The sequence below is a fragment of the Roseburia sp. CLA-AA-H209 genome (assembly GCF_020687575.1).
Classification (GTDB): Bacteria; Bacillota; Clostridia; order Lachnospirales; family Lachnospiraceae; genus Roseburia_C; species Roseburia_C amylophila.
Genome location: NZ_JAJEQU010000005.1, coordinates 132,482 through 155,755, shown reverse-complemented (window position 1 = coordinate 155,755; position 23,274 = coordinate 132,482). Strand labels below are relative to the sequence as shown.

Below are 23,274 nucleotides of genomic sequence, written 5' to 3'. Positions count from 1 at the left end.
AAGAAGGATAAGTTATATTGATTCAGAAAATAGATGCATGTTTAAAAGAGCGGGGATATTCCTTTATCAAAGTGTCGCCGGAAGAGGTTGGGGTATACTATAGATTTACAGAAGGAAGGGCACAGGTGGTTGCTGGAATCTTTATGCATCCGGGATTTGTACTGGAAACAGAAAAATTGCAGGCAATTCAGAAAAAACTGCAGGAGCTGTTTCTTCATCCGGAAGGAAGGATTCCGGGTTGTGAACAGAATATGGCAATCTATCAGGTGGAGTTACTGACGTTACTGGTTGCAGATGATATAGGACAGGCACGTATGCTCGGTGGCAGCTGTCGGAATGTCTGGCTTATTAATGAGCAGACAGGGCAGCTTATGATTTTTGAAAACCAGCCGGGAGATTTCTATGGATTAAGAGATGCATTACAGGAACAGATATCCGGTGGTGGGAGGCAAAGAGGTTATGCTTCACAGGGGTATGCACAGATGGACAATTACCGTAGAACAGAAGAGAAGCGAGGTCTTACTTTGTGGCAGAGGATAAAACAGTATCCGTCCTGGTGTAACGCCGGCATTGTTTTGATAAATATCATAGTATTTCTGTCATTGAGCGTACTTGGCGATACGGAATCTGCAGCTTTTATGGAACAACATGGAGCAGTATTTCTGCCGGATGTATTTGGACAGGGAGAATGGTGGAGACTGTTTACGGCCATGTTTTTACATTTTGGACTGGCACATCTTGCAAATAATATGATTGTATTATTCTGGACTGGAGACAGACTGGAACGTCTGATAGGAAAGTGGCGCTATCTTATCATTTATTTTGGCGCAGGATTGTGCGGTAATCTGCTTTCACTTCTGGTAACACAGGGCAAAGGAACCCTGACGGTGTCAGCAGGTGCCTCAGGTGCCATTTTTGGTGTATTTGGAGCTTTACTCTGGGTAATAATTGCCAACAGAGGAAGGGTAGAAGAACTGAATATCAGAGGAATTGTAATTATGATTGCATTGAGCCTATATTATGGATTTACCAGTACCGGAGTGGACAACTGGTGTCATGTAGGCGGACTGATTAGCGGATTTTTCCTGTCACTGCTTCTATATCGCAGAAAGGATTGATTTTATTCCGGAAAATTTATATACTGTTGATATATGATTGAATGAAGTAAGATGAAAAACTTAAGATACGGAGGCAGAAATGAAAGTAAATATATATTACGGTGGTAGAGGACTTCTGGATGATCCTACTTTATATGTAATCGGGAAAATGGAAGAAGTTTTAAAAGAGCTTCGTGTCAGTGTGGAACGATATAATATATACGAGCACAAGAATAGCATCTCTACGTTGCCGCAGACCTTAAAGGATGCAGATGGAATCATTCTGGCAACGACAGTAGAGTGGCTTGGAATCGGTGGTTATATGCAGCAGTTTTTGGATTCCTGCTGGCTTTACGGAGACAAGGAAAAGATTAAGACAACCTATATGCAGCCAATCGTTATGTCAACCACGTATGGAGAACGTGAAGGGGAACTGACATTGTCCAATGCATGGGAAATTTTAGGCGGTCTGCCGTGCAGTGGAATGTGTGGCTATGTAGATGATTTGGTAAGCTTTGAAATGAATCATGACTATTCCCTGATTATTGAGAAAAAAGCAGAAAATCTTTATCGTACAATTTCTCAGAAACAGAAGAGTCTGCCGACTTCTAATCAGGCGGTAACCAGAACTATCCTGCGGACACAGCAGATGGATTTAACACCACAGGAGAGTGAGCAGTTATCACAGTACGTGGCAGATGATTCTTACGTAAAGAAACAGAAAGAAGATATTGAAGAATTAGCATCCATGTTTAAGGATAAGTTAAGTGTACAGCAGAATGACACGCAGACAGAATATATTACAGAATTAGAAAGCCATTTTGTGCCACAGGGGGATTTCACGGCGAACTATCTCTTTATGATTGAAGAGAAAAAGAAACCATTGGTAGTCGAAGTAGCAGGAGAAGAGTTAAACTGCTATTATGGACAACAGGAAAATGTAGATGTATATGCGAAACTTACGGGAGAAGTCATGAATAATATTTTAGCTGGCAGAATGACATTCCAGAGAGCATTTATGACCGGTGAGATGACTGCAAAAGGAAACTTTAAGACATTGCGTACCTTAGATCAGATTTTTATTTTTGAATAGAAAGAAGGAGTAACCATGAAAGACGATAATTGTATTTTTTGTAAACTGGCAGCAGGCGATATTCCGACAAATACCGTATATGAGGATGATACATTCCGTGTCATTATGGATGCCAATCCTGCAACAAAGGGACATTCCTTAATTATTCCCAAAGACCACTTTGCAAATCTTTATGAAATGGATGAGGAAGTAGCAGCAAAAGCAATGAAGCTTGCTAAGAAAATGGCAGTTCATATGAAAGAAAAATTAAACTGTGATGGATTTAATTTACTTCAGAACAATGAAGAGACTGCAGGACAGACAGTATTTCATTTCCATATGCATCTGATTCCAAGATACAAGGGAGACAAGAATGATGATATTTTAAAATATACTCCATTAGAGCTTTCTGATGATGAAATGAAAGAAATTCTGGATATGATAAAGGTAAAATAAAAATAAAGGTGTAAAGTCTTATATAGAATCAGGACTTTACACCTTTTGCACTTATGCTTTCTTCTTCTTTTTCTCACTGGCTTCTTCAATGAGCTTAAGAATGGTATGAATAGAATCTAACTGCTGGCTGGACTTCATATTAGAAATATAAGTCTCTTTTTCTGTCATGACTTTCTTAATGGCAGCATCTAAGGTTTCTTTGGTCAGATTCTCTTCTTCAATTACATAGCTATACCCTTGTTTTTCAAAAGAGCGGGCATTTAAAATCTGGTCACCACGGCTTGCAGCAGCAGACAGTGGAATCAGAATATTTGGCTTGTGAAGAGCAAGCAATTCACAGATTGCATTTGCACCGGCACGGGAAATGACAAGAGAGCTTAAAGCAAACATATCCCGAAGTTCTTTCCCGGCATATTCAAACTGGACATAGCCGGAACGGTTGTTATATAATTTATCGATATTTCCTTTCCCACAGAGATGGATAATCTGATAGTTGGCAAGTAGGTCATCTAAGAGACCACGTACCGCATCATTAATAAATTTGGAACCGCTGCTTCCACCGACTACTAAGATAACCGGTTTATCCATGGTAAAACCACAAAGTCTGGCAGCCTGTTCTTTGTCGCCGCTTAAAAGTTCCTGGCGGATTGGAGAACCGGTAAGAACTGCCTTATCCTTCGGAAGATAGTCTACAGTTTCCGGGAAATTACAGCAGACCTTGCAGGCTGCCGGAATTGCAATTTTATTAGCAAGACCAGGTGTCATATCGGATTCATGAATAATAGCAGGAATACGGAGGCGTTTCGCTGCGAGAACGACAGGAACGGAAACGAATCCACCTTTCGAAAAGACAACGTCCGGTTTGATTTTTCTTAAAAGAGATACAGACTGTGCGTAGCCTTTGATCACACGGAATGGATCTGTGAGATTACGGAGATCCTTATAACGACGGAGTTTTCCTGAGGAAATTCCATAATAAGGAATGTTCTGTTCTTCAATTAACTGTTTTTCCATGCCGGCATAGGAACCGATATAAGAGATTTCATAACCAGCCTCTTTTAAAGCAGGAAAAAGAGCAATGTTTGGAGTTACATGACCGGCGGTACCACCGCCTGTTAAAACGATTTTTTTCATGAAAAGAATCCTTTCTTTAATATCAGATTACTTATAATGTAAAATGATTTGCTGAATAATATATTATACTCTTGGTAAAAAAAGTCAACTCAATTTAAAACCTTATACAATCGTAAAAATACCAAAAAATAAAGCGGGGGGGGTATGTGAAAATGAAAGCATTATATTATCGGTACTTATTTGAAAATGTGGAAAATGGAATGATTCAGGCAGGCAGTATCTATAACGAGGAGAATGACTGCAGTGTGAATTATGTATACTTATCCGGAAATCCTACGAACAGTAACATAAACGACGGTGTAAGCAGCAAAGACAGCAGCAGAACAAATGATATAACAGGCATCGGTATCTTGGACAAAAGAACCATCAGAAGACTGGCCGGTGCACCGATAGATCTTGTGGTAGTAGGAGAATATACGAGGGACTGTCTTGGCATATTGTATGCACTATTGCAAAATACGACGATTCAGACGGTGATTATGCCTTATGTAGCACCGATTCACCGGATGCTGGTGGAGCAGTGGATATCGGAGGAACAGGATATGGAAGAGAAGGCATTACCGGAACAATGGATATTGGAGCCGGAAATGTCACCGGAAAAACGATTAGAATTTTCCTGCCTCATTCGGCATCCTTACCATGCATTAAAGAATATGGGGGTGGAAAATGTCTATTTATTATATGGAAATTGTCCGCCCTGTTCCCTGGACGCAGTGCAGAATGCCAGAAAAGGAAATTATTTCGAACTGGCAGATGCAGAGGATTTAGAAACGATAAAGATTATGGAACGGGAATACATTCCGGTGGTCAAGGCCGGATGCATCATTGAAAATAAGTGGGTATTTTATTTTTCTGCATATGGAATGGATGTAATGGAACTATATCAGTTTACCAGAAGATATTATACGAAAGAAGGCTATGACAGGGCGCTTCGTCATCCGGAAAATACACAGTATCAGGCGGGCATGCAACGGTTATTAGAGGCATATAAGAAGACTTACGGTTTGGAAGCATATGCAGCAGTTATTATGTATGCAGGTCCGGGTCAGGTAAAAGAAAGCGGAAGTAAAATCAATGGTGCCATGTATGAACAGTCTTTTGGCAGGGAAAATCATTGTTCTCCGTATCTGGATGCCGGCAGAACGGTATGCATGTTAAAATGTATCCAGCGAAATGATTATGGAATGCTCCGGAACCAGTTTACCAGGGAGAGCAGAACCCTTCGAATGGGCGTACTGTTTTTGGGAAATATTGATATGCACAAAAATATGGAAGAGATTTTAAAACGTTATCGGGGCTATGGAAAGACGGTACGGATTGTATCGATTCCCGGCAATGAAGATGTGTCAAAATGGAATCCGGAATTTCCGTGGAAATTTGAAGGAGAAGGTATCCGTTATTGGATTGGAAATATCAATGAGCGAATGGATACGAAGATACTAAAAGATATTCTGCTGGCGGGGTCCTATAACCGGATTATCAGCGTAAATGAAGAATATGGCTGCTGCCTTTCCGGCTATATGTTGGATGGGGAAGAATATCAGCAACTTTTGTAGAAGACCGCAGAAACAAAGGGAAAAATGGAAAAAGATGCGGCGAAAACACGGCGTTGTCCTCTTTTCAAATGGAATGTTCCTTTTTATAATAGAAAGAAAAAGGAAAAGAGGTTATAAGAATGGGAGCTTTCGTGAATTTGGTGTATGAATATGCAAATTACATAATTCTGGCAGGAATGCTCTTACAAATGATAATAATTCTGCAGGTTCTGGTTAAAGTGAACCGGACAGACCGCAGATTACAAATGATACAGGGAAAAGTAGAAGATTATCTGAATGTCATATTAACAGAAGACAGTGGGAAAGAAGAACCATTGGTATCGAGACAGGAAGAACTGATGCGGGATTCTATTGAAAAGAAGAGAAAACAGCAGGAAGAAGCGGTATTTAATGCTGTTTTGAAGGAAATTTTTCCTTGATAAATGCATATAGGTTTGATAAAATAAACTCTAATGAAATTTTATTCATAATTAGGGAATTGTGTATAGAAAAAACAAAGGAGTGAATTTGAAATGAGTAAAGTAACATTTGATTACTCAAAGGCAGCTTCCTTCATCAGTGAAGAAGAAGTTGGCTATATGAGCAAACTTGTAGACAATGCAAAAAAAGAGTTATTGGATAAAAACGGAGCCGGAAATGATTTCTTGGGCTGGCTGGATCTTCCGGTAGATTATGATAAGGAAGAGTTCGCAAGAATTCAGAAAGCAGCAGCTAAGATTCAGTCTGATTCTGAAGTGTTAGTAGTAATCGGAATCGGTGGTTCTTACCTTGGTGCAAGAGCCGCAATCGAATTCTTAAGACATGGATTCTATAATAATGTATCTAAGGATGTTCGTAAGACTCCTGAGATTTATTATGCAGGAAACAGCATCAGCGGAAGCTACTTACAGGGACTGCTTGATGTAGTAGGAGACCGTGATTTCTCCGTAAATATTATTTCTAAATCAGGAACAACAACTGAGCCTGCAATCGCGTTCCGTATCTTCAAAGAGAAGTTAGAGAAGAAATATGGTAAAGAAGAAGCTGCAAAGAGAATTTATGCAACCACAGATAAAGCAAAGGGAGCATTAAAACATCTTGCAGATGAAGAAGGATATGAGACATTTGTAGTACCGGATGATGTCGGAGGCCGCTTCTCTGTACTTACCGCTGTAGGACTTCTTCCAATCGCAGTAAGTGGTGCAGATATCCAGAAATTAATGGATGGAGCTGCAGAAGGAAGAAAACTTGCTTTAGAGCAGGATTTCGCAGAGAACGATGCATTACAGTATGCAGCAGTTCGTAACATTTTATTAAGAAAAGGCAAAGCAGTAGAAATTCTTTGCAACTACGAGCCAAGTCTTCATTATGTATCTGAATGGTGGAAACAGTTATTCGGAGAGAGTGAAGGAAAAGACCAGAAGGGTATCTTCCCGGCATCTGTAGATTTAACAACAGACTTACATTCTATGGGACAGTTCATTCAGGATGGTTCCAGAATTATGTTTGAGACTGTTATGAACGTTGAGACTCCGAAGCACAATATCACAATTCAGGAAGAACCGGTTGACTTAGACGGATTAAATTATCTTGCTGGAAAAGATATGGACTTTGTAAATAAGAGTGCAATGAACGGAACCATTCTTGCACATACCGATGGTCAGGTTCCAAACTTCATGGTAAAGATTCCAGAGCAGAACGAATTCTACTTAGGAGAATTATTCTACTTCTTCGAGTTTGCATGTGGTGTCAGCGGATACCTGCTTGGAGTAAATCCATTTAACCAGCCAGGTGTAGAAAGCTACAAGAAGAACATGTTCGCATTACTTGGAAAACCAGGTTATGAAGAAGCAAGAGAAGCATTAATGAAACGTTTATAAAAACTGCTGAAGCAGGGTAAGATAAAATCATTTAAATTTGAATCAGTCCTTGCATTACAGCAAAAAAGAACTCCATCCGATTGGAATATCCAGTCGGGTGGAGTTCTTTCTTTGCTTTACAGAAAATTGCTTTCCAGTAAAGCAAAAAACGCTCTGCGAGGATGTGCACTGCGGCGTATAAGGTAGATGTCGCAAGCGACCGCCGCAGGCACGAGAATGTGCCAAGGCACATTCTTATGCATATTATAAAGTAAATGAATTCATATTTTCTTCCAGGATGGAAGCAATCTCTTTCAGACGATTTGCATTTTCCATGATTTCCTGCATAACATTGCTGACTTCCATAACGGAAGCGGAAGTTTCTTCGGTACTTGCTGCATTCTGCTGGGCAATTGCGGTAAGATTCTGTACGACATCCACAACATCTCCACGGGCTTTATCAAGCTGTGTTGTTTTGGTAGCAATCTCGCCTACGCCACTGATAGAAGAACTGATTCCATCACGAACCTGTTCGAATACCTGACCGGTCTTATGCACGTTTTCGCTCTGCAGGTTCATAATAGTTTTAACCTCATCCATGGTCTTAACTGCTTTTTCAGAATCTTCAATCAAAGCATGGATAATCTGGTCAATCTGGTTTGCAGATTCATTGGACTGGTCAGCCAGTTTCTGAATCTGCGATGCAACAACGGCAAATCCACGTCCTGCCTCACCGGCACGGGCAGCTTCGATAGAAGCATTTAAGGAAAGCAGGTTTGTTTCTTCTGCGATGGAAGAAATCAAAGTTGTAGCCTCTTTAATCTTCAGGGCAGAGATATTAGTTATATTGGTCTGTTCATAAATAACATCAATAGAAGCAATTGCCTGCTGGTTGATGTTGTCCAGTTCTTTCAGGGTGGCAGCAGCTTCCTCGCTGGATTCACGCATCAGGTTAGCAGTGCTTGTAAGATTTTCAACCTGACTGTTGGTATGTTCAATCATGTTACCCATATTAACGATATCATCGGTAGCTTTCTGGGTTTCGGAAGCCTGGTTGGTAGCTCCGGTAGCAATTTCATTTACTGCGGTTTCAACATTTCCTACGGTTGATGTTGTGTGGGATGCATTGGTATCCAGTTCAGTAGATGCATTGTAAAGCAGTTCACTCTGGGACTTAATCTGTGAAACAATTGTAACTAACTTTTCACGTAAATCTCCGATAGCTCTTGCCATCTGCCCGGTTTCATCCTTACGTTTGCTGATGCGGATAGTAGTCGGGCTTTCTGCAAAGTTCAGGGAAGAGAAACGTTTGATAACATTGGTAATCTCTACAATCGGACGGGTCATTTTACTTGCAATAAGGAAAGAAATGATTCCCAGTACAATAAAGATAATAATAGCGGCACCACCGGCGCGGGCATAAATTGCATCCTTAGCACTTAAAATATCTCCACGGTCAGCAGTAATGACCAAAATAGCTGCTTTATTGGAAGTAACATAGTAAGCCGCATATTTTTCAGCACCTCTGAATTCATAGATTGCCATACCCTTCTGCTGTTCTTTACCTGCTTCTAAATCAGCTACCACCTGTTTAATTGCGGCATTTTCTACAGGTTGTCCGACTTTACTTTCATCCGGATGGTAAATCATGGTTCCATCTGAACCAACCACATAGGCGTAACTGGAATCCAGATCATTGATATGGACATCACCGACCAGAGTTTCTAGATATGCCTGATTTAAAATAACGTTACCGCTCCGGTTCAGGGCGGCATCAACATTTAAACCGCAGGTATCACAGACATCACGCATATAGCTTTCTGCCAAAGTGGAAATTGCATTATCCGCAACCGGTATAATCATAATCAGAAGAGAAGCAACACTGATGATAATACTCAGCAGAACTAACTGTACAACATTAAAGCGCATGGAGTGAAGTCCGGCCTTTTTCTCCTTCTTTTCCTTAGGCACTTTCTGTGCTTTTGCAGGCTTTGGAGCCTTTACTGGATTCTGCTTCAAAGCAGAATCTTTTTGCTTACGTTCCTTCATAAAAATACATCCTCCTTGATAACCATTACGAAAAAAGACGAAATCTTTTCTTGTGATTTTGCGTAATTATTATTAGGAAATTATACCATGAATTGGATAAAAAGTACAGAAACTTGACAAATAAAAATTACTTTGTTATAATCCATGATGTAACAAATTTGTAATAAATGTAATAAAAATGAATAAAATGACATATACTTGTTAATAATCCTTAAAAAAGAAAAACAGGGTATATGTTATGGAGGTCAAAATGAATTTAAGAAAAAGAGTGATTGAGAGCACAATTATAGCAGTGATGCTTACCGTTGTAACCGCAGTCACAGCAGTTATGCAGACAGCATCAGTAGAAAATGTACCAGAACCGCAGCAGGAAACAAAAGCTGTGGCAGATGTACAGGCAGATGGCTCCGCCGGCATTATAGAAGAATTGGCATCATTGGGAGACGCGGCAACCGAGCAGGCATCCATTGAACGTGCAGATGTAGTGGTTGTTGCAGAAGCACAGGAAGAGGAGCCTCAGCTCAGTGAGGAGCAGCAGGCATGGAACAGTAAGCTTATGGCAGATGTGGATGATTTCTTATATATAAGAAGCTCCGCAGATGGAGAGTCTGAAGTAATTGGAAAATTATATAAAGGTGCAGCAGCTGATATCGTAGAGACATTAGATGGCTGGTATCATATTACATCCGGTTCTGTAGACGGATATGTAAAGAGCGAATATTGTGTGGCAGGTCAGGAAGCATATGCTTATGCACAGACCGTATGTGACACCGTAGCAACCGTAACCACCGGTGGTCTTCGTGTCCGCAGTGAAGCAAATCCGGATGCATCTGTTATCAAGGCAGCATCAGAAGGAGATAAGCTTGTAGTTGATACACAGACAGAATCTCCGGAAGGATGGGTCGCAGTCAGCTTAAAGAATTCCACTGCATTTGTATCTGCAGATTATGTAACCGTATCCTTAAATGTAGCATCAGCAGTTTCCATGGAAGAAGAAAGAGCTGCATTGGAAGAGAAGGCTGCAGAAGAGGCAGCAAAGAAAGCTGCACAGACTACAACAACCATGGTAACACAGAATGCATCTGTAGCAGCAAACTGTGATGAAGTAACACTTCTTGCTGCATTAATCCAGTGCGAAGCAGGCAGTGAGTGTTATGAAGGCCAGCTGGCAGTCGGAGCAGTTGTTATGAACCGTCTGAGAAGTGGTGCATATCCATCCAGCCTTTATGATGTAATTTACCAGAGCGGTCAGTTTACACCGGCAGGAAACGGAAAAGTTGCATCTGTTATTTCAAGCGGTGTCAGTGGAAGCTGTTTACAGGCAGCACAGGAAGCATTATCCGGTGTAGATAATACCGGTGGTGCATTAAGCTTCCGCCGCGCAAGTTCCGGTCAGGCAGGAGTAGTCATCGGAAACCATGTATTTTTCTAGGAAAATGTAAGAAAATATAAGAGAGTATAAAGTCAGGGTGTCAAAAGAAGTTTTTGGCACCCTGTTGTAATCTTGGAAAAAGTATAGTAATATGTGAATAGTTATTCAAAATATAAGTTTTGGAGGGTAAAAATGGAAGGATTAATAGCACTTATCATTTTAGTAATACTAGTACTGGTAATTATTGTATCCTGTATCAAGATTGTACCGCAGGCAAATGCAGTTGTTGTAGAGCGTCTGGGCGGATATCTTGCAACCTGGGGCGTAGGTCTTCATTTTAAAGCACCGTTTATTGACCGTATCGCAAAGAGAGTTCTTTTAAAAGAGCAGGTGGTTGATTTCCCACCACAGCCGGTAATTACCAAAGATAATGTAACCATGCAGATTGACACCGTTGTATATTTCCAGATTACAGACCCGAAGTTATTTGCTTACGGTGTTGAAAATCCGATTATGGCAATCGAAAATCTGACAGCAACCACACTTCGTAATATCATCGGTGATCTGGAATTAGATGAGACCCTTACTTCAAGAGAGACCATCAATACCAAGATGAGAGCTTCCCTGGATGTGGCAACAGACCCATGGGGAATCAAGGTAAACCGTGTAGAGTTAAAGAATATCATCCCACCAAAGGCAATTCAGGATGCTATGGAGAAACAGATGAAGGCAGAGCGTGAAAGACGTGAAGCAATTCTTCGTGCAGAAGGTGAGAAGAAATCTACGATTCTTGTAGCAGAAGGTAAGAAAGAATCAGCAATCTTAGATGCAGAGGCAGAGAAGACTGCCGCAATTTTACGTGCAGAGGCACAGAAGGAAGCAACCGTAAAAGAAGCAGAAGGTCAGGCAGAAGCAATCTTAAAGATTCAGCAGGCAAATGCAGACGGACTTCGTTTCTTGAAAGAAGCAGCACCGGACGATGCTGTATTACAGCTTAAGAGCCTGGAAGCTTTTGCAAAGGCTGCGGACGGAAAGGCAACAAAGATTATCATTCCATCTGAGATACAGGGCGTTGCAGGACTGGTAAAATCAATTACAGAGGTTGCCGGAGATAAATAATTAAAAAGGAAACCATAAACCTAAAATGAAATCGGGCTGCCACATCTATGTAGGACAGCCCGTTTTGTATCAAAGAGTAAGAAGAAAAGAGGAAAAAGCAATGAATTTAAAAGGACGTAATTTCTTAAAATTGATGGATTTTGAACCAGAAGAAATCCTCTATATGATAGATTTGGCAGCAGACCTGAAAGCAAAGAAGAAACAGGGTATTCTGCATGACAGCCTGATTGGCAAAAACATTGCCCTGATTTTTGAAAAAACCAGTACCAGAACCCGCTGCTCATTTGAAGTGGCAGCCCATGACCTTGGCATGCACGTAACTTACCTTGACCCGTCAGGCTCCCAGATTGGAAAGAAAGAGAGCATTCCGGATACTGCAAGAGTTTTGGGACGTATGTTTGACGGAATCGAATATCGTGGCTATGGACAGGATATCGTAGAAGAACTGGCAAAATATGCAGGCGTTCCGGTATGGAACGGACTGACCAATGAATTTCATCCGACCCAGATGTTAGCAGATATGTTAACCATCCGCGAGCATCTTGGCAGATTAAAGGGCGTAAAGCTGGCATATATGGGAGATGCCCGTTATAATATGGGAAATTCCCTGATGGTAACCTGTGCAAAACTGGGAATGCATTTTGTGGCTTGTACTAATAAGAAGTATTTCCCGGATCCAAAGCTGGTTACATATTGTGAAGATGTGGCATCCCGCACAGGCGGAACCATTACCTTAACAGAGGATGCCATGGAAGGAACCAGGGGTGCAGATATTGTCTATACTGATGTGTGGGTATCCATGGGTGAGCCGGAAGAGGTATGGAAAGAGCGTATTACAGACCTGATGCCATATCAGGTAAATAAGAAGCTGATGGATAATGCAGGAGAGCAGGCATTGTTTATGCATTGTCTCCCGGCATTCCATGACCTTAAGACCAGGATTGGACAGGATGTCTATGAGAAATTCGGATACTCCGAACTGGAAGTAACCGATGAAGTATTCGAAAGTGAGAAATCCATCGTATTTGATGAAGCAGAGAATCGTATGCATACGATTAAGGCAGTTATGCTTGCAACTTTAGGAGAATAGGAACCTATGAAAGCAAAAATACTTGCAGCACTGCGGGAAGCGGAAGGTTATGTTTCCGGACAGGAGCTTTGTGAACGCTTTGGTGTATCAAGAACCGCAGTGTGGAAGGCAATCAATCAGTTGAAAAAGGATGGCTATGAAATTGAAGCGGTGCAGAACCGGGGCTACCGGATTGTAGGCACACCGGATATCTTAAGCGAAAATGAATTGAGCAGTATCCGTAAAACAGATTGGATTGGGAAAAAAATCTATTATTATGATGAAACAGATTCTACTAATGTAAGAGCCAGCCGTCTTGCAGAAGAGGGTGCAGAGCATGGAACCCTTGTGGTGGCAGACCAGCAGGATGCCGGAAAAGGAAGACGTGGAAGAGGCTGGAGTTCCCTGCCGGGAACCGGAATCTTTATGACACTGATTTTAAAACCGGAGCTGAATCCTTCCAATGCATCCATGCTGACACTGGTGGCAGCTATGGCGGTGGCAAAGGGCATTACCCGCTGCACCGGTATGGAAGCAAAGATAAAGTGGCCAAATGATATTGTCATCAATGGTAAGAAGGTAGTAGGAATCCTGACGGAAATGAGTGCACAGATGGATTATGTAAACCATATTGTGGTAGGCATTGGTATCAATGTGAATAATGAAAGTTTCCCGGAAGAAATTGCGCAGAATGCCACCTCACTTCTGTTACAAAGTGGAAAACGGGTAAACCGTGCAGCATTAATAGAAGCTGTCTGGGAAGAATTCGAGCATTATTATGACCGGTTTATGGCATATCAGGATTTACGGGATCTGCGGAAGGAATACGATGCAAGCCTTGCCAATAAAGGGCAGAAGGTAAGAGTGTTAGACCCGAAAGAGCCATTTGATGGAGTGGCACAGGGCATTACCGACCGGGGCGAATTAATCGTGGATACCTGGGAAGCAAGAAAACTGGTGTCTTCCGGGGAAGTATCTGTCCGCGGGATTTATGGATATGTATAGATATGCATAGAGATAGATGTTTATAGGATAGACAGGAAAAGCCACATTTACCAGATATAAAAAAGGCATAAATAAAAAAAGGAGTATGAATATATGGAGCAGGAAGAAATCGTTTTATGCGGTTCCAGCGCTTATACCAAGAAATTCTATCTGAATCCGTTGTTTAACGGACTTCCGGAGGGAATCAAAGAGGATTTGAATATTCTTTGTGTACTGTATACAGAGGATATCGGAGGAACACTGCAGCTTATATTTGACAAAGAGGGAAATCTTAATTTCCGGACGGAATGTGAGGATGGAGATTTCTTTTATGATGAAATCGGCAGTGTGTTAAAAATCAAACAGATGCAGCGGGAAAAGACAGAGCTCTTTGAATCGCTTGAAATGTATTACCGTGTATTTTTCCTGGGAGAAGAATTCACAGAGGATAAGGAGGACTAATATGTTACTGGCAATTGACGTAGGAAATACCAACATTACCATCGGGGTGTTTGATAAGGAAAAATTAGTTACAACATTTCGTATGACAACAAAAATGCAGAGAACTTCTGATGAATACGGTATTACAATCATTGATTTGTTAGAGCATAACGAGATTTCCCATAATGAAATCAAAGATGCCATCATTTCATCGGTAGTACCAAATGTGATGCACTCCCTCTGCAGTGGAATGATTAAATATTTTGGGATTCAGCCAATGGTGGTGGAGCCGGGCGTGAAGACAGGAATCCGTATCACATCCGAGAATCCGGCACAGATTGGCGCAGACCGTATTGTAGACGCTGTAGGTGCATATGAGCTTTATGGCGGACCGGTTGTAGTAATTGACTATGGTACAGCAACCACCTATGACTTCATCAATGGAAATGGAGATTTCTTCGCAGGAGTAACTTCACCGGGAATCCGCATTTCTGCAAAGGCACTCTGGGAAGATGCGGCGAAGCTTCCGGAAATCGAGATTAAGAAACCGTCTACCATCCTTGCAAGAGAAACTATCAGCAGTATGCAGGCAGGACTGATATTCGGACAGATTGGACAGACAGAATATATCGTAAAAAATATGATAAAAGAATCCGGACTTAAGGATGTAAAAGTAGTTGCAACCGGCGGACTGGGTAAAATCATCGCAAATGAGACAAAATATATTCAGTACTACAATCCGACACTGACATTAGAAGGAATGCGTCTTATTTACGCAAAACAGAAACGATGAAACTGACAATAGGAAATGTAACACTTGATAATAATTTGATATTAGCACCAATGGCAGGGGTAACAGACCTGCCATTTCGTGTACTTTGCAAAGAGCAGGGAGCAGGACTTATCTGCATGGAAATGGTCAGTGCTAAAGGCATTTATTATAATAATAAGAACACCGAGAGCCTGCTTGCCATTGATGAGCGGGAACATCCGGTTTCCCTGCAGCTTTTTGGCTCCGACCCGGAAATTATGAGCGAGATGGCAAAGCGTATCGAACATCGACCGTTTGATATTCTTGACATCAATATGGGATGTCCGGTGCCAAAGGTAGTCAATAATGGTGACGGCTCTGCACTGATGAAAAATCCGATTCTGGCAGGTGAAATCATCGAAAAGACAGCGAAAGCCATAAAGAAGCCTCTGACGGTAAAAATCAGAAAGGGCTTTGATGAAGCCCATGTCAATGCAGTAGAGATGGCACATATTGCGGAAGAGTCCGGGGCAGCTGCCATTGCGGTGCATGGACGGACCAGGGAACAGTATTATTCCGGCAAAGCGGACTGGGAGATTATCCGGAAAGTGAAAGAAGCAGTAAAGATTCCGGTCATCGGAAACGGTGATATTTTTACACCGCAGGATGCATATCGGATGCAGCAGGAAACCGGCTGTGACGGGCTGATGATAGCAAGGGGAGCACAGGGAAATCCATGGATATTTGCACAGATTAACCATTTCTTAGAAACGGGGGAAGAACTGCCGAAGCCATCCGCCAAAGAAATGGTGGATATGGTGCTGCGTCATGCAAAGATGCAGATTGCCTTTAAGGGCGAATTTACCGGAATGCGGGAAATGCGTAAGCACGCAGCCTGGTACACCGGCGGCTACAAGCATGCATCCAGGCTTCGAAGCCTGCTCAATGAAGTGGAGACTTACGAACAGCTGGAGGAATTATTAGAAACCTTTGCATCATATAATGAAGCATGAAATGGTGGAAAAAATTAAAAAGTCTTTTACGCAGGAATAAAAGCAATCTGCAATCAGAAAACAGGAATAGCCATCAGGATGACCTGATTGAAAAAGAAATTTATTTTCCCTGCAATGCATTTTTTCGGAAAATAATCGAAGCAGTATTAGAGCAGAAAGGCATTTCCTACCGGGACATGCGGCTATTTGTCATTGATGCGGAAGATGGCGCATATCTAAGACAGGAGGAAGAACAGTATATGCTCCGACAGCTTTATCCGGGACTTAATGCATATACGCTTTGCACCGGCCAGCCGGAATGTCACCGGAAGGAAATGGATTATCTTTATGAAGAGATGGGACTGATTGTAGAAGTGATTGGAAAAGAGGAAAATGCAGTTCAAAAGGGAACCGGTCCGGAAGAGGGCAGACTGATACTGGATTTTGAAGCTGAGGGAAGAATCCGGGAAGAATTTCTATCGGAAAAAAGTATCTATATTTCCATTTATAAAAGGAACTGGTATCAGCGGGCAAATCTTGACATTGAAGTACCTATTGGGTATAATATTATGATTGTTAAGGGAACCGGTTTTACAGGCTGTGAAGCGGTTTCAGATCGATTAGAGCGAGAATTTTATGCAGAATAGAAAATCTATAAAAGGAAGGGCTAATAAGCATGGATAAGAAAAACATTTTGACCTATCAGGGTTTACAGAAACTGGAAGACGAGTTACAGAATCTGAAAGTGGTCAGAAGAAAAGAAGTTGCACAGAAGATTAAAGAAGCAAGAGAGCAGGGAGACTTATCTGAGAACGCTGAGTATGATGCAGCAAAAGATGAGCAGCGTGATATCGAAGCAAGAATCGAACAGATCGAGAAAATCTTAAAGAATGCAGAAGTCGTAGTAGAAGAAGAAGTTGATTTAGACAAGATTAACATCGGATGTCAGGTAAAAATCCTTGATATGGAATTCGATGAGGAACTGGAATATAAAATTGTTGGTTCTACAGAGGCAAACAGCTTAAAGGGAAAGATTTCCAACGAGTCTCCGGTTGGTAAAGCATTAATCGGTGCCGGCGTTGGTGACGTAGTAGAAGTTGAGACCCAGATGGGTAACTTAAAATATAAAGTATTAGGAATCCACAGATCAAACTAATAGATTAGGAGAACAAAGATGGCGGAACAGAAGAACGTACAGGAACAGGATATTAACCAGTTAATCAAGGTGCGCCGTGATAAGTTAAAAGAACTTCAGGAAAATGGAAAAGATCCGTTCCAGATAACCAAATATGATGTAACAAACCACAGCACAGATATCAAAGACGACTTTGATGCTTTTGAGGGAAAAGAGGTATCTATCGCAGGTCGTATGATGTTCAAACGTGTGATGGGAAAAGCTTCTTTCTGTAATGTACAGGATTTAAAGGGAAGCATCCAGGCATATGTCGCAAGAGACGAAATCGGAGAAGATTCTTATAAAGATTTCAAGAAATATGATATCGGAGATATTTTAGGAATCAAAGGAAAGGTATTTAAGACCAAGACCGGAGAAATCTCTATCCATGCATCTGAGGTAACTTTATTATCCAAGAGCTTACAGATTTTACCGGAGAAGTTCCACGGACTTACTGATACCGATACCAGATATCGTCAGCGTTATGTAGACCTTATCATGAATCAGGAATCCAAGCAGACTTTCATCAAACGTTCCCAGATTATCAAGGAAATCCGTAATTTCTTAGCTGGACGTGACTTCATGGAAGTTGAGACTCCTATGCTGGTTTCCAATGCAGGTGGAGCAGCCGCAAGACCGTTTGAAACACATTACAATGCATTAAATGAAGATGTAAAACTCCGTATTTCTCTTGAGTTATACTTAAAGAGACTGATTGTTGGTGGCTTGGAGCGTGTTTACGAAATCGGACGGGTATTCCGTAACGAAGGTGTTGATACCCGCCATAATCCGGAATTTACATTGATGGAGTTATACCAGGCATACACCGATTATGAAGGCATGATGGAACTTACCGAGAGCATGTTCCGTTATCTTGCAGAAAAAGTATGCGGCACTACAAAGATTACTTACAATGGCATTGAAATCGACCTTGGAAAGCCTTTTGAGCGTCTGACCATGAACGATGCCATCAAGAAATATGCCGGCATCGATTTTGATACCGTAGCAGATGATGAAGCTGCAAAGGCGCTGGCAAGAGAACATCACATTGAATTCGAAGAGCGTCATACCAAGGGTGATATCATCAACCTCTTCTTCGAAGAATTCTGTGAAAAAGAACTGATTCAGCCGACCTTTATCATGGATCATCCGGTAGCAATTTCTCCGCTTACCAAGAAGAAACCGTCTGACCCAACCAAGGTAGAACGTTTTGAATTATTTATCAATACATGGGAAATGTGTAATGCATATTCCGAGTTAAATGACCCGATTGACCAGCGTGAGCGTTTCGCAGCACAGGATGCCGCATTCGAAGCCGGTGATGAGGAAGCAAACCATACCGACGAAGATTTCTTGAACGCACTGGAAATCGGTATGCCACCTACCGGTGGAATCGGATATGGAATCGACCGCCTGGTTATGCTGTTGACAGATTCACCGGCAATCCGTGACGTATTGCTGTTCCCGACAATGAAACCCTTGAATGGTGTAAAGGACGAAATTGGTGTAAACTCTCAGCCGATTGAATCCCCAAAAGCCGAGCCGGAAAAGATAGATTTCTCCAAAGTGGAGATCGAGCCTTTGTTCAAGGATTTCGTAGATTTTGAGACTTTCTCCAAGTCCGATTTCCGGGCAGTCAAGGTGCTTGCCTGCGAAGCCGTACCGAAGTCCAAGAAGCTGCTCAAATTTACGCTGGACGACGGAACAGGCACGGAACGCACGATTTTAAGCGGTATTCACGCCTATTACGAGCCGGAAGAACTGGTTGGTAAGACCTGTATCGCTATTACCAATCTTCCGCCAAGACCGATGATGGGCATTGATTCCTGCGGTATGCTGATTAGTGCGGTACACCACGAAGAAGGCGAAGAAAAGCTCCATCTTCTAATGGTAGATGACCATATTCCGGCGGGCGCAAAGCTCTACTAAAACGAGATGTACTTCATTTTCCGAAAACCTCGGATTTTACACAAATACACCAATTTTACACCAATCGGTGCTAAAATCGGTGCAGCAACAAAAAAATCGCATAATTTTTAGTTTCACACAGCCCCTGAGAAGTTATAGCTTCTCAGGGGCTTCTGTATTTTCTCATAGTTTTACTACCCATTATCGCAAACTATACCAATCCACGCTTTCCCAATATAATGAAGCTAATCGCAGAGGAAGGAGAGGATTAAGTATGAGCAATATTTTATCAGAGGTACACCCTGAACTTATTGCGGAATGGTCGGATAAAAACCTGCCGCTTACTCCGGATAAGATTACATACGGCTCAAACAAAGTCGTTTGGTGGAAAGGCGCTTGCGGTCACGAATGGCAGACAAGTGTTAAAGCTCGTTCAAACGGCGAAAACTGCCCAATCTGCTCAGGCGCAAGAGTGATAGAGGGTATCAATGATCTGGCAACGCTGAAGCCGGAGCTGGCTGATGAATGGTCGAGTAAGAATGATCCGCTGAAACCGACAATGGTAACGACAGGCTCTCATAAAAAAGTGATTTGGCAGGATAAATATGGTCACGAATGGACAGCAACGGTTAAGAGCAGGGCGTTAAACGGTACAGGCTGTCCGTATTGCTCCCATAATAAAATCTTAGTAGGATTTAATGACCTTGCCTCACAGCGCCCTCAAATCGCTTCTGAGTGGTCTGAGAGAAATTACCCACTAAAGCCTGATATGGTTACGGTCTTTGCAAATCGGAAGGTATGGTGGCGGTGCAGCAAAGGTCACGAATGGAACACGCTCATTTCCACTCGTTCAGGCGGAAGCGGGTGTCCTTATTGCAGCGGTCAACTTCTGCTGAAAGGATTTAATGATTTCGCTACGACACACCCTCAGCTTGCACAGGAATGGTCGGATAGGAATCTGCCTCTTACTCCTGATATGATAAACGAAAAGTCCCGCAGAAATGTCTGGTGGAAGTGCAGAGAGTGCGGGTATGAATGGCAGTCAGTCGTATATGCTCGTGTAAAAGGAACGGTATGTCCTGTCTGTGCAGATCGGGCGGTTATGACAGGGTATAATGATTTAGCAACGACGGATACACATCTTCTTTCGGAATGGGATTACGAGAGGAACAAAGATATTTTCCCAAACAAAATATCAAGGAATTCAATGCAGAGTGTATGGTGGAAGTGTTCGCTCGGACACTCGTGGAAGGCAAAAATTTCAGAAAGAGCGATTGAGGGAAAAGGCTGTAAGGTGTGTGAAAAAGACTATCTGACGGTTTTTCCAAAGCTGGCGGTTATGTATTATGCAGCGAAGAAGCACATAAAGGTACAGATGGATACGGATAAGATTATCGGCATACCTCTTGAAATATATTTACCTGAAGAAAAAGCAGCGATTGAAACGGTTAGTCGGACAGAGAATGTAGAAACCTTGAAAGCATATCTGTGCCGGAAGCGGGAGATCAAACTGATTAAAATCCCATATACATTAGGAAACAGCGAAATAGACTTCGCTATGAAAATCAAAAAAGCGTTTCGCAGCTTACATATTTTCATAACCTCGAATGAAGATGAGGATACAGTGTTTATCCGGCAGAGGTTTTTTGAATGGAGAAAAGGACAGATAAAATAAAGGAGACGATTTGATGAAAGACAGACAATTTCATATCTATCTTGATGACGAGGAGTACGGACAGGTTTTGCAGGCGTTAATCGCCCTTAAAAATAATCTGATAGCACAAGGCAGATATACGGACGCAGTAGATGATGTCCTTATCAAATTTACAAAAGCACGAAAGAAAAAGATGACCGTGCAATACATCTGAATAAAACCGCAGTTATGCCGCTTGTTTCTTTACGGAGAAGCAGGCGGCTTTTTTGCGTTTTTAGGGCAATTTTCAAGGTCAAAAAATTTTTTTCAAATTTTTTTCGGAAAAGGGGCGATTTTGGGTGTGCATTTTGCCCCCCTTTGTCCAAATGAGTGAAGGGGTTATTTTCCCGCAGGGGATTTCCCCCTTCAAAGTACCTTGAAAATTGAATAGACAGGCGCTAAGGACATTAGTTCTGATGAATAGCCCGAAGGTGGGTACGCCGTGACTTTTCCTATTGATATACGGAGAACGAGCGAGAATCCCCGACCTGAAATTCAGCTTGCTACTGAAACGGCAATGACAGTCAGAATGATAATGATACTTCTCTACGGAGCTGGCGGAGTACCCGGCAGAGGTGAGATTCCTATGATACGGTTTCGCAAACCGTAACCTTAGTGCTTCCCGTACAAAGCAAATCGCTTTCCGCAGGGGGTGTTGAGAACAAATGCTGCGGTCTTTACATAGCCGCCTCTTATTGAGGCAGGCTGTGAAATCTATGAAAGGAGGTAAAGCCGGAGATGTCAAACTGCAAGACGATTGCGGTATGCAATCAAAAAGGCGGTGTGGGCAAGACCACGACTACGGTTAATTTAGGCATTGGACTTGCTATGCAAGGGAAAAAGGTGCTTCTGATTGACGCTGATCCGCAGGGAGATTTAACGACCTGTCTCGGCTGGAGGGATAGCGACAGCCTTTCCGTAACGCTGACAGAGAAGCTTCAGGCAATCATATCGGAGCAGGAGCAAAATCCCTTTGACGGTATCCTGCAACATAAAGAGAAGGTAGACCTTGTACCGTCCAATCTCAGCCTATCGTCATTGGAAATGACGCTTGTAACGGCGATGAGCCGAGAAAGCGTCCTGAAGAATTATCTGAGCCTTGTAAAAGACAAGTACGATTATGTCCTTATTGACTGTATGCCGAGCTTGGGTATGATTACCTTTAACGCTCTAACGGCGGCGGACAGCGTGATTATCCCCGTTCAGGCGCAGTATCTTCCCGCTAAGGGAATGACGCAGCTTTTGGGGACGATTGCGAAAGTGAGGAAACATACAAACGCCGATTTGAAAATCGACGGTATTCTTCTGACGCTTGTGGACGGAAGGACAAATCTTGCGAAAAGCACAGTGGAAGCGCTCAGGGAGAATTTCGGCAGCCATATCAGGATATATAGATCAATGATTCCGGCAGCCGTAAAAGCCGCAGAGGTATCTTCTAAAGGGACAAGTATCTACGCCTATGAGCCGAACAGTCCGGTGTCTAAGGCTTACGCCAGTTTCACAAAGGAGGTGTTAGCCGATGGCAGGCAGAAAGAGCGACTTCACGCTGCCCACGAACACGCTCGATGAATTGTTTTCCTCTCAGGAGGAAAGGGACGAAGCGAAGCTGTCAAAAATCAGGGATATTCCGCTTGAGGAAATCGACGATTTCCCCGATCACCCGTTTCAGGTGCGGGAAGATGAGGATATGTTTCAGCTTGTGGAAAGTATCAAAGAGCGTGGCGTGATTACTCCCGCTACCGTAAGGCAGAAGGAGGACGGAAGATACGAGCTTATTTCAGGACACAGGCGAAAAAGGGCTTGCGAGCTTGCCGGATTTGAAACGCTCAGATGTGAGGTGGTAGACCTCGACCGTGATGAAGCTACGATTTTAATGGTCGAAAGCAACTTTCAACGGTCGCAGATACTTCCCTCGGAGAAAGCTCACGCATATAAAATGCGGCTGGACGCTATGAAAAGACAGGCAGGCAGACCGAGTAAAAATAATTCTGCAACACTGTTGCAGAATTTCGGTGGCAAGACCACTCGTGAAATTATTGCCGCAGAAAGCGGCGAAAGTCACGAACAAGTCCGAAAATATATCCGCCTTACAAACCTTGTTCCCGAACTGCTTGAATTTGTGGACGAGGGCAGGATTAAAATGCGCCCCGCCGTTGAGCTGTCCTATCTGAACGAGGACTGCCAGAGGGATTTGGTGGACGAAATCGACCTAAACGACTGTACCCCGTCCCACGATCAGGCAATCCGTATGCGGAAGTTTTTTGAAGAAGGCAAGCTGACTACGGAGGCGATCTCTGCGATTATGAGCGAGGAAAAGCCGAATCAGCGTGAGAAGATTGTTTTGCGTGGGGACAGGGTGCGAAGCCTGATCCCGAAAAATATCCCCATCAACCAAACGGAGGAGTATGTCTGCAAGGCGCTGGAGCATTACAACAAGTTTCTGCGTAACCGTGCCGAGCGTGACAGCAGGTAAGGCGGAGTGCGTTTTTTTCTTCCCCTTCCTCACACTCCAACCCCTGAAACTACCTGACTATCCGAAAGAATAAATCTATCTCTCCTGATTACAGCT

22 protein-coding genes are annotated in these 23,274 nt (G+C 42.6%); 20 read left to right on the top strand and 2 right to left on the bottom strand.

Annotation, left to right across the window (positions count from 1 at the left end):
• Positions 1-17: 17 nt before the first annotated feature.
• The 3 genes from LKD41_RS06730 to LKD41_RS06720 all read left to right on the top strand — a co-directional run bounded on the left by LKD41_RS06730 (position 18) and on the right by LKD41_RS06720 (position 2,625).
• Complete coding sequence (locus LKD41_RS06730; RefSeq protein ID WP_227700751.1) at positions 18-1,118, top strand: rhomboid family intramembrane serine protease; 1,101 nt, start codon at positions 18-20, stop codon at positions 1,116-1,118.
• Between the two features lie 79 nt (positions 1,119-1,197).
• Entirely contained in the window at positions 1,198-2,190 is a 993-nt protein-coding gene (locus LKD41_RS06725; RefSeq protein ID WP_117698112.1) for an SCP2 sterol-binding domain-containing protein, read from the top strand.
• A 15-nt stretch (positions 2,191-2,205) separates the two neighbouring features.
• A complete protein-coding gene (locus tag LKD41_RS06720; protein WP_022242880.1) occupies positions 2,206-2,625 on the top strand; it encodes an HIT family protein in 420 nt (139 codons plus the stop codon).
• A 51-nt stretch (positions 2,626-2,676) separates the two neighbouring features.
• On the opposite strand, the gene LKD41_RS06715 is transcribed toward LKD41_RS06720, so the two are convergent.
• Positions 2,677-3,759, bottom strand: coding sequence for an undecaprenyldiphospho-muramoylpentapeptide beta-N-acetylglucosaminyltransferase (locus LKD41_RS06715; protein WP_117947307.1), 1,083 nt, complete (start codon positions 3,757-3,759; stop codon positions 2,677-2,679).
• 152 nt (positions 3,760-3,911) lie between these two features.
• On the opposite strand from LKD41_RS06715, the gene LKD41_RS06710 reads away from it, so the two are divergent.
• The 3 genes from LKD41_RS06710 (at position 3,912) to LKD41_RS06700 (ending at position 7,174) form a co-directional block, all read left to right on the top strand.
• Positions 3,912-5,315 carry a hypothetical protein gene (locus tag LKD41_RS06710; RefSeq protein WP_227700750.1) on the top strand — a complete coding sequence of 468 codons (1,404 nt, stop codon included), beginning with the start codon at positions 3,912-3,914 and terminating at the stop codon, positions 5,313-5,315.
• 119 nt (positions 5,316-5,434) lie between these two features.
• The gene (locus tag LKD41_RS06705) at positions 5,435-5,734 is read left to right on the top strand and encodes a hypothetical protein (RefSeq protein WP_227700749.1); all 300 of its coding nucleotides are present in this window, start codon (positions 5,435-5,437) and stop codon (positions 5,732-5,734) included.
• A 93-nt stretch (positions 5,735-5,827) separates the two neighbouring features.
• The gene (locus LKD41_RS06700) at positions 5,828-7,174 is read left to right on the top strand and encodes a glucose-6-phosphate isomerase (RefSeq protein WP_022242884.1); all 1,347 of its coding nucleotides are present in this window, start codon (positions 5,828-5,830) and stop codon (positions 7,172-7,174) included.
• A gap of 243 nt (positions 7,175-7,417) precedes the next feature.
• On the opposite strand, the gene LKD41_RS06695 is transcribed toward LKD41_RS06700, so the two are convergent.
• A complete protein-coding gene (locus LKD41_RS06695) occupies positions 7,418-9,202 on the bottom strand; it encodes a methyl-accepting chemotaxis protein (protein WP_227700748.1) in 1,785 nt (594 codons plus the stop codon).
• A gap of 250 nt (positions 9,203-9,452) precedes the next feature.
• On the opposite strand from LKD41_RS06695, the gene LKD41_RS06690 reads away from it, so the two are divergent.
• The 14 genes from LKD41_RS06690 (at position 9,453) to LKD41_RS06625 (ending at position 23,178) form a co-directional block, all read left to right on the top strand.
• Entirely contained in the window at positions 9,453-10,634 is a 1,182-nt protein-coding gene (locus tag LKD41_RS06690; protein ID WP_022242886.1) for a cell wall hydrolase, read from the top strand.
• 132 nt (positions 10,635-10,766) lie between these two features.
• A complete protein-coding gene (locus tag LKD41_RS06685) occupies positions 10,767-11,693 on the top strand; it encodes an SPFH domain-containing protein (protein WP_022242887.1) in 927 nt (308 codons plus the stop codon).
• A 100-nt stretch (positions 11,694-11,793) separates the two neighbouring features.
• Positions 11,794-12,783, top strand: a complete 990-nt coding sequence (gene argF / locus LKD41_RS06680) for an ornithine carbamoyltransferase (protein WP_022242888.1) — start codon at positions 11,794-11,796, stop codon at positions 12,781-12,783.
• Positions 12,784-12,789: 6 nt separating this feature from the next.
• Positions 12,790-13,767, top strand: coding sequence for a biotin--[acetyl-CoA-carboxylase] ligase (locus tag LKD41_RS06675; protein WP_118088021.1), 978 nt, complete (start codon positions 12,790-12,792; stop codon positions 13,765-13,767).
• A 93-nt stretch (positions 13,768-13,860) separates the two neighbouring features.
• Complete coding sequence (locus LKD41_RS06670) at positions 13,861-14,208, top strand: DUF6145 family protein (RefSeq protein WP_022242890.1); 348 nt, start codon at positions 13,861-13,863, stop codon at positions 14,206-14,208.
• A gap of 1 nt (position 14,209) precedes the next feature.
• A complete protein-coding gene (locus LKD41_RS06665; RefSeq protein WP_118088022.1) occupies positions 14,210-14,980 on the top strand; it encodes a type III pantothenate kinase in 771 nt (256 codons plus the stop codon).
• Entirely contained in the window at positions 14,977-15,951 is a 975-nt protein-coding gene (gene dusB / locus LKD41_RS06660) for a tRNA dihydrouridine synthase DusB (protein ID WP_118088023.1), read from the top strand. The genes LKD41_RS06665 and dusB overlap by 4 nt, the downstream gene beginning before the upstream one ends.
• Positions 15,948-16,577, top strand: coding sequence for a hypothetical protein (locus LKD41_RS06655; RefSeq protein ID WP_227700747.1), 630 nt, complete (start codon positions 15,948-15,950; stop codon positions 16,575-16,577). The genes dusB and LKD41_RS06655 overlap by 4 nt, the downstream gene beginning before the upstream one ends.
• Positions 16,578-16,606: 29 nt before the next feature.
• The gene (greA, locus tag LKD41_RS06650; RefSeq protein ID WP_022242894.1) at positions 16,607-17,086 is read left to right on the top strand and encodes a transcription elongation factor GreA; all 480 of its coding nucleotides are present in this window, start codon (positions 16,607-16,609) and stop codon (positions 17,084-17,086) included.
• A gap of 18 nt (positions 17,087-17,104) precedes the next feature.
• Entirely contained in the window at positions 17,105-19,033 is a 1,929-nt protein-coding gene (lysS, locus tag LKD41_RS06645) for a lysine--tRNA ligase (RefSeq protein ID WP_227700746.1), read from the top strand.
• 253 nt (positions 19,034-19,286) lie between these two features.
• Entirely contained in the window at positions 19,287-20,687 is a 1,401-nt protein-coding gene (locus tag LKD41_RS06640) for a zinc-ribbon domain-containing protein (protein WP_173727954.1), read from the top strand.
• A 13-nt stretch (positions 20,688-20,700) separates the two neighbouring features.
• The gene (locus LKD41_RS06635; RefSeq protein ID WP_055194971.1) at positions 20,701-20,880 is read left to right on the top strand and encodes a hypothetical protein; all 180 of its coding nucleotides are present in this window, start codon (positions 20,701-20,703) and stop codon (positions 20,878-20,880) included.
• 563 nt (positions 20,881-21,443) lie between these two features.
• Positions 21,444-22,274 (top strand): ParA family protein, encoded by an 831-nt coding sequence (locus LKD41_RS06630; RefSeq protein WP_227700745.1) that lies wholly within the window; start codon positions 21,444-21,446, stop codon positions 22,272-22,274.
• On the top strand, positions 22,225-23,178 hold the full coding sequence (locus tag LKD41_RS06625; protein WP_173728683.1) for a ParB/RepB/Spo0J family partition protein: 954 nt from the start codon (positions 22,225-22,227) through the stop codon (positions 23,176-23,178). Before LKD41_RS06630 ends, LKD41_RS06625 begins: the two co-directional genes overlap by 50 nt.
• The last annotated feature ends 96 nt before the right edge of the window (positions 23,179-23,274 follow it).